Annotated in this window: 8 protein-coding genes; all 8 read right to left on the bottom strand. The window is 53.1% G+C overall.

Going from position 1 to position 13286, the window contains the following annotated elements:
• Positions 1-22 precede the first annotated feature (22 nt).
• The 8 genes from AC52PS_RS04710 to AC52PS_RS04675 all read right to left on the bottom strand — a co-directional run bounded on the left by AC52PS_RS04710 (position 23) and on the right by AC52PS_RS04675 (position 13281).
• The gene (locus tag AC52PS_RS04710; protein WP_495561883.1) at positions 23-4021 is read right to left on the bottom strand and encodes a SpiroCoCo family coiled-coil protein; all 3999 of its coding nucleotides are present in this window, start codon (positions 4019-4021) and stop codon (positions 23-25) included.
• 90 nt (positions 4022-4111) lie between these two features.
• The gene (locus AC52PS_RS04705; RefSeq protein WP_495561882.1) at positions 4112-5029 is read right to left on the bottom strand and encodes a pirin family protein; all 918 of its coding nucleotides are present in this window, start codon (positions 5027-5029) and stop codon (positions 4112-4114) included.
• A 95-nt stretch (positions 5030-5124) separates the two neighbouring features.
• Complete coding sequence (locus AC52PS_RS04700; protein WP_495561881.1) at positions 5125-5787, bottom strand: HAD family hydrolase; 663 nt, start codon at positions 5785-5787, stop codon at positions 5125-5127.
• A 72-nt stretch (positions 5788-5859) separates the two neighbouring features.
• Positions 5860-6990 (bottom strand): hypothetical protein, encoded by a 1131-nt coding sequence (locus tag AC52PS_RS04695; RefSeq protein ID WP_495561880.1) that lies wholly within the window; start codon positions 6988-6990, stop codon positions 5860-5862.
• Positions 6987-7475, bottom strand: coding sequence for an ExbD/TolR family protein (locus tag AC52PS_RS04690; RefSeq protein WP_495561879.1), 489 nt, complete (start codon positions 7473-7475; stop codon positions 6987-6989). Before AC52PS_RS04690 ends, AC52PS_RS04695 begins: the two co-directional genes overlap by 4 nt.
• On the bottom strand, positions 7472-8212 hold the full coding sequence (locus tag AC52PS_RS04685) for a MotA/TolQ/ExbB proton channel family protein (protein ID WP_495561878.1): 741 nt from the start codon (positions 8210-8212) through the stop codon (positions 7472-7474). The genes AC52PS_RS04690 and AC52PS_RS04685 overlap by 4 nt, the downstream gene beginning before the upstream one ends.
• Before the next feature lie 75 nt (positions 8213-8287).
• Positions 8288-10162, bottom strand: coding sequence for a hypothetical protein (locus AC52PS_RS04680; RefSeq protein WP_495561877.1), 1875 nt, complete (start codon positions 10160-10162; stop codon positions 8288-8290).
• Positions 10159-13281 carry a tetratricopeptide repeat protein gene (locus AC52PS_RS04675; RefSeq protein WP_495561876.1) on the bottom strand — a complete coding sequence of 1041 codons (3123 nt, stop codon included), beginning with the start codon at positions 13279-13281 and terminating at the stop codon, positions 10159-10161. Before AC52PS_RS04675 ends, AC52PS_RS04680 begins: the two co-directional genes overlap by 4 nt.
• Positions 13282-13286 lie beyond the last annotated feature (5 nt).

Below are 13286 nucleotides of genomic sequence, written 5' to 3'. Positions count from 1 at the left end.
GGTCGGCTTGCTGGGATACTTCTTACAACCGGGTCTCTGTGCGGGCGAGCCATTCTCTGGCCTTTTGCATATCCGACATCCGCTGGTCTATCTCCTCCATAGCCTGATTCAGGTTTGTGAGATTTCTCAAGGCCATATCCGATTCTTTTTTGTTCATAGCCAGGCTCTCGAGGCGTTCTTTCAGGTCGTCGGCATTTTTGTTCAGTCCGCTGATATGCCCGTGAAGATCGGATATACGGGTTTCCAGATCGGTAAGCTGGTGAAAATTCCGGTCAACTCCTTCCAGGGTTGTGTCGATCACCTCTTTCCGTTTGCTCAGCCGGTCATAACGCTGGTCAAGCTCTTTCTGCAGGTCATCCAGATTCCGGATGGCAAGCTGCATCTGCTGAAGGCTATCGTGCTTACTGGTTACCTTGTCCAACTGACTATCCACGTTGGAGGAGAGGGTCATCAGTTTTTTGTAATCATCTTCGATGGTTTCAAGCCGACGCTGTTCACCGATAAAGCGGTTCATTTTCTCAGTTGCTTCATCGCCAAGCTTGCGGATCCGTTTAAACTCTCCGTCCAGCTCCTCAACCTGTTTCCTTTCGTTCTGAACCCGGTCAATTTCCGATTTCAGTTGAGCAACGTCTTCCATGAGGCTCTTTTTCAGGTTATCAGCCCGCTCGAATAGCTTGGTCTGCTGAAGAAAGTTTTTCTGCTTTTTCTCAATTTGTTTAATATTTACATCCAGCATCCGTAGATCTTCATTGAGCCGGTCCATAAGCCGTTTTTGGGCCGCTTCGAATTCGTCCCTGGTGGAAGAAACAAAGCCTCTGAATTCCCTGACCGAATCATCAACTTCCTGACCGAATTCCCTGCCCCGATGTTCCATCTCTTTCATGAAACTTTGGTAGTCCATATTGAAGCGGTTCAGAGCTTCCTCGGTTTTTTCGTTCAGGTTTGTCTGCAGTTCGCTGATCTGTACCGACGCTTCCTGAATACCGTTTCTCAGCTCGGCCCGGGCATTTTCTCCCGATGCGACAATATCATCCTTCTCACTGCTGTATTCTTCTTTCAGTGCAGTCAGAGTATCGGTCATCCTCACTCTGAAATTGGACATTTCCTCTTCGATACCGCTTTCCGAGCCCTTCAATCTCTGGAGAATCTGATTCTGCCAGATGGTGACATCCGAACGAATGGTTTCGTGAAGATCCCGAATTTCTCCTTCCCGTTCATCCATACTCTGATGAAGTCTGGCCAGTTTTCCATCCACATCAGATTCGGCTTCATGAAACTTGCTGCTGAGAATGCCCTGAATATCCTGAAAACGTGCATCGATGAGAGACTGGGACTGCTCCTGGAAGACTGAAAGCTGATCATCAAGACCTGTTTTGGCGGAACCTACCTTCTCAGAAAGGGCACTCAGATCTTCTCTGATTAGGCCTTCACGATCCCTGAACTCGCTTTGTAGCTCATCAATTCGGCTGCCAAGACCGCTTCTCAGGCCTTCTATCCTACTGGCAAAATCATCAACATATTTCCGTTCAAGATTTAGCCGCTCTTCTTCCCCCTGACTGCTCAACCTGTCCAGATTATCATCGAATTCCTCCGTCCATGACTCCAGACGCTTGTCAAGGTTTTGCTGACGCTGGCGCAGATCATTAAAAAACTCCTGCTCAAGAACCTCCAGCTGCTTCGACATGCTGGCATGGCTCTGCTCCTTGAGTTCCTCCAGTTCCCGCTGATGGGATGTAATTTGATTGCTCAGCGTTTCCATTTCCTCACGGGCACGGACCAGGTCCTCTTCCCTCTGCTGTCTCAGCTCCTGACTCATTTTTTCCATATCGTCATTCACCGATGCGGAGACCAGCTCCATGGATTCGTGAATTTTGGAATCCAGTTCCTCCAGCTCGGTTCCCACATTTTCCAGTCGGGTAAGCCGGTAGTTGATGCTCCCCTCATAATCCATGAGACGTTTTTCCAGCTGTCCGAAAATTTTCTGTTCCATCTGGAGAGTCTCTTCAGAGATGCTTTGCTCCAAATTCCCGTGGGTTTCCGACAGTTTTTGCCGCAGCTGCTCAACGGCATTCTGAAGGCTTACATCTATCTCCTGAATCTTCCGCTCATTATCTTCCTGAAGTCCCTGAATCCGCTGGATTTCATGACCGCTGGAATCGAGCTGCTCATGCAATTTCTGTTCATGCTCCTGAATTCTATCTTGAACACCTGCCTGAAGCTCTTTGGTCCGTTGGTCCTGGTCTTCATACACCTGCCGGGCCTTCGCCATGAAATCTTCCCGGGCCTGCTGCAGAAGCTTTGCCCCTTCGCCGCTGTGCTCATCCAGCTCGCCCTGAAAACCTTCCTGCCATTCTTCTATGCGATGACGTATTTGTTCCACCTGCTGATAGGCGGAATTCTGTGCTTCCTGTATTCTGCTGTCCACCTGGGCGAACTGGGATTCAAGATTTCGGGTATTCCGCTCGCTGCTTTCCCGAATTTCACGGTTCACATATTCTTCCGCATCATGCACAAGCTGCTGACTTGCATCTTTCAGGCTTTGAAAGCGGGTGTTCACCTCATCCTCGGTGCGCACAATTTCCGCCTCAATCTGTTCGAGCCGGGCGGTATGATCCTGTTCCAGCCGTATGCTCTTTTCATTCAGCTGGGAGAACTGGGTATCCAGATTTCCGATATAACTGTTGGAACGTTCCATCCAGTCATCCAGTCGTTCTCGGAGTTCGCTAAAGCGGGTATCTATCTGATTATGGGAAAGTTGAACACGGGAATCCAGATCCTCCAACTGCTTTTCTATGGTTTGCTCAAGGCTCTGGCCCCGGGCTTCCACATCCATGCTGATCCGGTTCAGCAGCTCATCGGCTTTTAGGCTGCCCTCTTCACGGCTTTGCTGGAGCTTCTCTTCAATTTCCTGTTCAATGCGGATAAACCCGTTCTCGAATTCTTCCTGATGTTCGCTCAATCGTCCCCGGTAGCTGCTGCTTTGCTCCTCCAGTTCCGTTTCAAGCTCACTGAATTTTCGTGCTAATTCCTGCTGTTGCTCCTGAGCCTGGGATGTAATCAGTGCAGTATCGTTTCTCAACTGTTCACCGAGTTCGCCCAGGGTTGTGTCCAGCCGTGAACTATTCTCCTGGCGGGCATCTTCGAACTTCTGCTCAAGTTCGCTTTGCTGATCCTGAATGCTTTCTAAGAGAGAGCTGCGAAGATCGCTTCTTCTACCGTCCAACTCCTCTTGTAGCTCGGAAAATGCCTGGAGTTCAAAATTCCGGGCCTTGGTGGCAATTTCATTCATCTTGCTGCGGAAATTCTCCTCTGCAGCATTCAGCTCATCCCGAAATGTACCGAAGCGTTCCTCCATCGAGTTAATCAGGGACGCAGAATGACTGTCCATCCCTTCCTGAACCTCAGATGACCTCTGCTCCAATCCGCTGAGGGTATCGGCAGCCTGGGATCGGGCATCTTCCACCCGCTTCTGCAGATCAGCAGCCATTTTCTCACCCTCTTTCAGGACCTCAGCGCCGGTATGCTCAAGCTGACGGGAATTGCGCTTCTCAAAATCTTCCAAAAGGGAGGGAATCTGCTTTTCGATACCTTCCATCTGTTTTCGGGCATCCTTAATCCGCCTGCCCACGGTATCCACGTAGGCAGACTCCTTCTGAATCCCCTTCATATTCTCTTCAGCCTTGTTGGTCATTTCCACCAACTGCTTGAGAGCAAGATCATACTCATCTATTCGCTGCTGAATTTCATCGATGTGAGCCGCCTTGGCATTCAATTCCTCGGCGGATGCTTCCAGACGTTCTATAGCCCTCCGGGCGGACTGCTGATGTACGTCCACCCCTATAGAGATATCCTGAAGCTGTTGTGATTTTTCTTCGGCAATTTCCGCAAGTTCCTGCTGGATCCGGTCACTGAATTTCTTCACCTTCTCCAGGGATCTGTTATTCCTGTCCAGGTGGCGGAATATTAATACAACTATCACCGCCACGCTGAGGATGAGCAGGTCTCCCAGCGTAAACATCATTTGTTCCCTCTCCCATGACCCTTTGGGGGTCGTATATATTATACAATAAAAATCAAATTTGACGAGGGTTGAGGGATCTTTTTGGAGAATTTATTGGGAAGACCTGAGAAATTTTCCTGTTTCCAGATCGCTGAGGGCCTGACGGATCTCTCCCTGGCTGTTCATAACGATGGGACCGTGCCATGCCACCGGTTCTTTCAGGGGCTGGCCGGAAACCAGAAGAAACCGGATGCCTTCATCCCCGGCCCTCACCAGGATCTCATCCCCCCGGTCAAAAAGCACCAGGTTTCGGTTTTCCACAGGATGGGAGGGAAGGGCTTCGGTGGTGCCCTCTGCGTTCACATATTCGGTAGGGGCAAGGAAAGGGTCGGAAGCGCCTCGAAAGCTGCCGGAACCGGCAAACACATATGCAAAGGCATTATGGGTCAGGTCGATTTTAAAAAACCGCTCTTTCCCCGGTGGAACCGAGATATCCAGATATCTGGGATCGGCGGCAATACCCTCCACCGGTCCGCGCTTTCCCCAGAACTCACCGGTAATAATACGGACCTTGGTACCGTCGTCCTCGGTTACCTCGGGGATTTCCCCGGAGGGAATATCCTGATATCTGGGATCTGTCATCTTCTGAGATGAGGGCAGGTTCGCCCAAAGCTGAAACCCGTGCATGGCCCCCGCAACATCTCCCCGGGGCATCTCCTGGTGAATGATCCCGCTTCCGGCAGTCATCCACTGCACGTCTCCGGCACCCAGAGTTCCCGTGTTCCCCAGACTGTCCCCATGATCCACCTCTCCGGCCAGAACATATGTGATGGTTTCTATCCCCCTATGGGGATGCCAGGGAAAACCCTTGCTGTAGAGACGGGGATCGTTGTTCCGGAAATCATCAAACAGAAGGAACGGATCGCTGGCTGCGGTATCACCGAAACCGAAGGCTCTGTGCAGGTGAACTCCTGCACCCTCTATGGCGGGACTTGCATTAGATATCTTTGAAACGGGACGAATGGACATGGCAACCTCATTTTCACCGATCTGCTGTAGCTGATCTTTTTTGTAATATTTGTGCGTTTTACAAAAAGTAGTAAGATCAGAACGGGAAGACAAGATTAATTTAACCGGGGTAGAATCCACTCTTTAAGCTCGGTATAGCGACGAAAGGTAAAATCCGCCACCGAGCCCCGGGGCGGGGAGGAACTGATATGTGCAGTCATCATTCCCAGAGAATGTGCGCCCTCCACATCATAATGATAGCTGTTTCCCACATAGAGCAGATTTTCCGGCTTAACTTCAAGCCGCCTGGCCATTTCCTTGAAGGGTTCGGGATTGGGCTTCAGATACCCCAGCTCTTCGGAGCTCATTTCCACATCGAAATAGTTCTCAATATTGAGGATTTTCATTTTTGTAACCACAGGAAAATCTGACATTACCGCCAGGGGTACATTTTTTTCCTTGAGAAACCGGATCAGATCTAAAACTCCAGGGTAAAGATTCACCCTGTGGAGTACCGACTCCCAGCGGGTATAAAATGTTGTATTGATAATTTCCCGGGCTTCTTCCCGGTTTACAGAGATCCGGTCTGCAAACATCCGAGCTTGGAGATCATAAAAATCCTTCACCGGCCGGGTCTCCCTGAGTTCCTTGCGAACCTTTCTGAAGGAATTGAGAAGCCGAAAATGTCCCAGGGCAAATCCCAGGCTGGCAAGATACATTTTCCGGTTTGGATAGAGGGTACCATCGATATCAAAGGCAACTGCGTGTATGTGTTTCATATATGACTCTCAATGCCGGTTCTAATTGGATCCGGTACAATTTCTCTGTCTAATACGCACTTCATTCTCATGTCAGCGGATTTGAAATATGATTTCTCCCCGAACCGGAGGCGCGCCGGGATCGGGCTGGAACATGGGACCATTAAACAGCTGGCGTATGGCATCTGCAAGCCGATTATACGGCGAGAAGGCATCTTCGTTCAAGATCGTGGCAATTCCCTGTTCATCGACCCGAAATTCCACCGTGATGCGTTCCCGCCACGTTGGATCTCTCTGTTCCAGATATTGACTTAAATCCAACCGGTCTTCGCTAATCAGATCCCTGCCCTGACGGAGAATATCCCCGGAAATCCCCTGTCGGCGCAAAGATTCGGCGCTGCTGGGGCCGGGGTCTGAGGCCGGGTTTGTATCCGGAGCAGTGCTGTCACCGGTCTCAGTTGCCTGGCCGGGATCTGTGCTGCTGTCGCTGTTTTGGCTCTGCTCCCTAAATCGCGCGAGATCGTCAGCAAGCTCCGGGTTCGGGCCGCTTTCACCCGGACTATCCTCGACGGTTTCCCCCTGGGCAGGGTCCTGGTCAGCGGGAGCGTTTTCGTTGAGGCCGGGGGCGTCTCCATTGGAAGTACCAGAGGCATTGCTGCTTCGCCACTCTTCCAGCGATCGGTCCCCGTCGGACTGTTCGTCATTGTCCAGAAACCTGTTGAGAGGGGTGGGGCTGCTCTCTTCTCTGTCCCGGTCTCTCTCCCGGGGAACCTGCCAGTCCAGGGGTTCGGGGCTCTCGGGTATTGCCGGGGGGCTGGTTCCTCCGGCGGGTTCATCGGCCCTGGCGGGTTCATCGGCCCCATTCCCCCCGCCGGTCTCAGGGGGGCGGGAAGAATCGGAAGGCTGCCGTCGATCGGCACCGGCGGGTTCACTTCGATTTTCTGATGGGATGGGATCGGCGACAGGAGCGTCTGTAGATGATTCGGGAGTTGTTTCCGGTGCATTTGCGACCGTCTCCGGAGCTTGGGGGGACCGGGATCTGTCCTCCTGATTATCCTCAGACCCAACTGCTGAGGGAGGAGATGCCGGCGCCAGCACCACCTGCAGAGATTCAGACTCTTTCTCCGGGGAAAGGGATGCCACGATAAGCCCCAGGGATATGAGCATTATGTGAATCAATAGAGAGATCAGCATGGATGTACTGAGACTGGCTCCTTCTTTCAAGGCTGCTCCTCTGTATTATTTCCGGATGCATTACCGGATGTTTCCCCGGAGGTGTCGCTTCCCTCTGTCTCAGGGGGAGCTGTACCGGGTGCGGGATTCTTGGCAAGAATGCTGGCGTTTCGCACGCCGTTGGAGCGAAGTGTATCCAGTACGCGTACCAGCTGCTGCAGTGGAACCCCCGCATCTCCCTGAATTACCACCCGCTGTTTTTCATCTTCATTGAGGTCTTTCAAAATGACCGGCAACTGGTTCAGCAATACTTCCTTGTCCTGGAAAAATATCCGGCCATCGGAATTAAGGCTGATCTGATAAAGATCCATGCTCACCTGTTCTTCCGTGGAGGATTCGGGAAGGTCCAACCCGATACCCGGGGCTACCACAAAGGTGCTGGATACCATAAAGAAAACCACAAGCTGGAATACTATATCGATCATGGGAATGAGATCCGGCTGCACCTGTGCTTTCAGCTGACGGCGGAATTTCATGATCGGGAACCTCCGTTGGTAGGACCTGCACCGGAGCCCCGGGAGAAGGATGATGATGCTCCAGTTTTGGATGCTCCGGTCCTTGATGTTCCTGGTCTGGATGTTTCAAGATCGGCCATGGTTTTGCTTCCCACATCCCCTTTGAGCAGAACCACCAATTCACTTACCCGGTTTTCCAGGCGGATGAGGTTGTGGTTCACTTTGCTTACCAGCTGATTATAAAAGGCAATTGCAGGAATGGCCGCAACGATACCCGCTGCAGTTGTCACCAGAGCTTCGGCTATTCCCCCGGCAAGTAATCCCGGGTCTGCTGCAGCGCCGAAGTCGCTTAAGACGCCGAAGGCCTGAATGTTTCCGGTAACAGTCCCCAGAAGCCCCAAAAGAGGGGTGATGTGGGCGATGGTTCCCAGCAGCGCAATATTTTTTTCCATTTTCGGCACTTCCAGATTGGCAGCATCGGAAATCAGATCATGAATTACCTCAGGTGAGTACTTCCGGTATTCAACCCCCACCTTCATGAGGTCGCTTAATGGTCCGGGGTTCTGTTCACAGATGCTCAATGCTTCATCGTAAAAGCCTTTTTCCACACTGTGACGGATCCGCTCCAGCAGTCTGTCCTCATCTGCGCGGCTTTTCCGAAAGTATCTCATCCGCTCAATGATTATGCCCACTGCCGTTACCGACAGCAGGGCAATAAGTGCAAGGATGATGGTTCCGCTGCTGATTATTTCATTCATACGTTTTTCTCCCCGGCCGTATTTCTTTATTTGATACTGATCTCTGATAGTACATACGGCGCTTGTTTATCCACGTTATTTGCCTTTTTCGAATTCAACGAACAGTTCTACTGTGAATCCCCGGGTCCTTACAGGACTTACATATGGGTCACTCAGATACCTTCCCCGGGAAAGGAATGCCGCCACAGGATCTGATATCTCCAGGTTAAGCGCCCAGAGCTGACTCAGCTTCCAGCTTCCGCTGATGCGAAACAGGGGCGGCTGAAGATTCCGGAACAGATTCAGCTCCATGTGCATGGCTGCGCTCAGGGTCTCATTCGGTCCCTGGAGTTCCACTTGGGCTTCCAGCTGCTGGGAAGGCCGAAGTCCGTCATCCAGGAGAAAATTTCCCAGCCAGAATGCTTCAGCGAAGATATTCTCTGTGAATAACCCCCGAAATCCCAGGGAGGTGACAAAATTCCATCCACTGGAAGCATACCAGTCCCGGAAATCCCTTCCGTCGTCCTGAAAGCGGATCGATTGATCCCAGGGACCGGCTATCGGGCGTTCATAGTAATACGAGGCATCCAACGCCCCGCTGAGAAGCAGATCTTCAGTGAGAGCCATCTCGCTGTCGGCGGAGACAAACCACTTCCTGCTCATGGGACGGTTTGCCGGTGCACCGGAGATGACCCGAATGACTGCATTTTCATCCTCTTCAGATTCAGCAGTCCCGTCAGGAATCAAATAGTAGGGCGAAAGCAGCGGATTGGCCTTCCACAGGGAGGTTTCGTCGGGTCTCAGCTGTTGGAAACCCGCCCGAAACTTATGCCCCCATCTTTCACCGTTAAAACCCAGGCCAAGGTGGAAATTATGGTTAATTCCCCGGTACCCGGGACTGGTATAGCCAGGCGCGGTCCCTTCCCGGGACACCCCTGCTCCAGGGCCCCTGCTGATACCCGGCAGATAGCCAATCTCATAATTCCACGGTTCCCCGTTCATGGATCTGAGCACTCCGCCCAGACTGAAATCCTGCCAGAGTCCATACTGGGGGCTCAGCTCTATCCGGTAACTAAGAGGAAGCTCCAGGGCAATGCGTTCCCATTCTTTCCGGTACCGGTTGGAACTTTCTCCGGCAAACCGGAAGTATCCATCGGGAATGCCGGTACCGGTCTGAACAGCAGGAAGCATTCTCCGGTAATCCTGAAGAAGATTAAGTTCGCCGCTGAACCCTGCGACATTCCATTCAAAACCCGCCTCAAGGTCCAAAAGCTGCTGGGCCTCATGGAATTCCAGTGCTCCCAGTCCCTGAATATGATACTCGGCCTGTAAAAAGCCCGGATCATATCTGCCCAAAATTCCCGACCGGCTTGCGGCAAACCCATCTGCCGGAGGGGTATATGTTCCGGCAAAATCTCCCCAGGACTGAAGATGCTCCCCGGCAAGGAGGTAACTGCCCAGGGGATCGAAAACCTGAAATGAAGCGTACATTCCCGGAGCATAGCCCCCTCCAAGTGTGAATTGAACGGCGGGAGCGGAAGTTGCAGCTCCTTCTCCGGCCATTTGCTCAGACTCAGCACCTTCGGGAGGAAGCTCTGGACCGCCAAGCTCCCGGGGACGGGGAAGGGCCCGAAAGAGGTTCTCCTCATCCCGGGCCCCGGGCAGCAGGGTTTGCACGTCCCCGTAATCCGGTTCGGGAAGGTCCACAATAACATCCGGGAGTACCAGCCGGGTGCTATCCGGTGCGCTGAGTCCCTCTTCCTGGGGGAAAACGGATGCTGAGAAACCGGCAAGAAGTATACACCCAAGGATGAACGCTTTGAAAAATGCCGCCGAGTATCTGGATGTTCCTATGGCCGGGTTCGGGAATGGGAATATGGAGAACCGGGGATGGAGATGCAACCTGGGCAGGGATCTTCCCCTGGCCGGGTATATAGCCGGATAAGAGGGCCGGGACATGATGGTGCTCATGAATTACCTCCTGGAGAAAGTGCTCCGGGAATATAGCGGCGGATCGCTCTGCGTCCGTCCTCAGTCCAGCTTGAATCGGGATATATTTCGGTCATTTGCTGATACACTGCCAATGCCTCCTGATCCGCACCCTGACGGCTGTAAGATTCCAACGCAAAATAGAGATATTCCGGGGCGCGCTGCCGGTCACTGCTGTTGCTCAGCGCCGCATCAATGAAGTATTCCGCCGCCCGGGAGTACTCGGCCCGCTGCAGAGCTGCCCTTCCCAGATAGTACAATGCCCTGGACCGCTGTCGGGGGCTGGCGTCCCCGTGGACGCTGAGAGTCTCCAGGTAAGGCTCAAGATCTCTGCTCCGCTGACTGATCCCCGCCTGATCGATGATCATGGTTTTCCCCAGCTCCAGCACCCGGTTCCTGGAAGCCTGACGGCTCAGCCCGGGATCGGATTCCAGAACGGAGGGAAAATCGTCTCCGGGTGAACCGGTGGACAAAGCGGCTCTGAGACTTTCTATATCCAGGTTTGACGCCTGTCCGGGATATTCTGATTCTATCCGGTCGTAGAGTTCGGTGGCTAATGATGCTCGTCCCTGTTCCACATACAGTTCGGCCAGAAGCAGCATGGTGTTCAACCGGAAGTAACTCCGGGGGAAATTTTCCACCAGGTTATTCCAGTAGAGACGGGCTGCCGCCGCTTCCCCTGATTGCCAGGAAGCTCTGCCGCTGAAATACAGGGCGGCATCCACATTGCCGTCCCGGGGATACTCATTCCGATAGCTGTTGAAAGCCTCCCGAGCTTCTTCAAAGCGGCCGTTCTGATAGTACAGTTCGCCGATCCGATAGGCTGCAAGAGCGGCATTTTGATTGTCCGGATATGCACTAATCAGTTCATACAGGCTTCGTACCGCCCGATTGACTTGGCCCTGGGAGGCGCGCACCCTTGCATAATCCAAGAGAGCTTCATCTGCAAGGTCGTGCCGGGGATAGAGATCCCGAAAATCCATGAGCGCATTGGCGGCATCCTCCGGTTTCCGCTGGAGCATTAGGAGCTTGGCTCGCAAATACAACGCCCGGGAGTAGGTATCGCCCGCCTTACTCTGCAGCCCCATTTCCTGAAGTTCCCGGGAAACGGGTGAGTTCAGCACAGAAGCCAGAAGCGTCAGCCCCCTTGGGTACTCCCCGAGGCGCAGAGCCGCCCATGCACCTTCATAGGCTGCCCGGACGAAAAGTTCCGTACTTCCGGAAGATGAAGATGAAACGCCGTTTTCCCCAATCCGGGGACTATCGTTCAAGAGGCGTTTAACCAGCCGTTCGTAGGCCTGTACGGCGGTTTGATCCTGCGAACTCCGGAAGGAAGCCCATCCCAGGTAATAATCCGCATAGATCTCCAGCTCCGCTCCCGGATTCCCCCCGCTCAGCTCATGGAAAATCTCCACTGCCTGCTCAAACCTGCCGGTTTGAACGAGGGCCAGGCCGTATAAATAGCGGCTGGCAGGAAAATCTTCCGGATTGTCCGGCGAAAAACTTCGGTGCCGGGATATAATCGCCGTCCATCGCCCCAATTTCACCAGGTATTGATAGTACTCGGATCGTAGACCGTCATTGGGGCTGATTTGGCTGTGGGTGGAAAACAGAGGCTCAAGGATCTCTGCCGCCCGGGCGTATTCACCCATGCCGGCATAGGCCCGGGCGGTCACCGGTCTGAAACGGGGATACTCTTCAACATGTTCACTCCCCAGACTGGCACTGCGGCTGAATTCACCTGCGGAATAGAGGGAATACAGCATGATCTCCAAACGCTGAATCCGGAAATCCTCAATGGAAGAGGGAGCTCCGGGTAAGGTTTCACCGGGGACCAAATTCTCCAGACGCTGCCATGACTGGGTAAAATCCCCCTGCCGGTAATCCAGTTCCGAGAGAAGCACATCCAACCAAGGATTGCCCTCCCCTCCCTCACGCTGATATGCACGGATAACCTGACGGGCTGCATCGATGCCCCCGTCGGACTCATTCTCCAGGAGCGTCAAAGCCGTATAATACGGGGTAATATAGCTTTGGTATTCCGTACCCAGCCGATCCAGACGACTGATGATCTGCCGGATCGACTCTCCCTCTCCCCGGGGAAAGCGATCGGCCAGCATTCGCTCATAAAACGCCGCCAAAATATCAGGATGAGCTTCCAGGTCATTTTCCGCTGTCTTCAGCAGATCGCTGACAGAATTCTCTCCGGCATCGGGACGGCTGCTGTATAGATTAAAAAGCCGTACATATATTATTGGAGTGAATTCATCCACCCTGTTCCTGAGACTCTCGAATATGGAGATCACCTCAGCAGCAGCGGGGGCCCGGGCAACGCCGGGGTCATCCATGAGAAAATAGAATGCTTCCCCCCGGAGCAGCTGCAGTTCGCGACTGGCTGATAGCTGTTCAAACCGGCTGAACCGTGAATCCAGCCAAGAAGCCAACTCCCCATAGCGCTGCTCCCGATAAAGTTCCCGGGCCGCTCTGAGTTCCAGCTCGCTGATTACCCGGGTATACCAGGGTGCGGACAGGTCGGAGAACAGGGCTTCACTGCCCCGTGGATCTTGCAGTGTGTCCAGCCGCAATTCATGACTTTTCCGCCACAGTTCAGGATATTCGGCGTACACAGCACGGGAATTTTCAAGCAGCGCATCAATATATTCCATTGATTGTTCAGGCTGCTTGAGAAGCATATGAGCCCGGGCCCGGTAAAAGAGAAGCCGCCGTTCAGAAACCCCGGGCTGACGCCGGGCCCGGTTCAGAACCTCAAGGGCTGCGCGTGGTTGGGATGCTTGAAGGTGACTCTCCGCAAGGCGCACATGAAGTCCGGCACGATCTGCCATACTGATGGATCCGGTCCCTTCCGTGGGGAAATCAAGCAGACGGCCGTACAGTCTGATGGCAGTGGGATAATCCCCCGCTTCGTATGCAGTTTCGGCAAGGGAATAAAGATCCAGCAGATCTGAATTCGGAGGCCAGCCATCCCGAATAGAAGCCCTGGCATCCTGGGCGAAGAGTGTGGATAGGCTAGTAAACGGAAGAGGCAACCCAATTGTAATACCTGCTGCAAGCAGGAATGTAATCCGGAGGAACTGGTTCATATCTG

The sequence above is a fragment of the Salinispira sp. genome (genome assembly GCF_059431795.1).
This window is presented reverse-complemented; position numbering and strand designations above follow the sequence as displayed.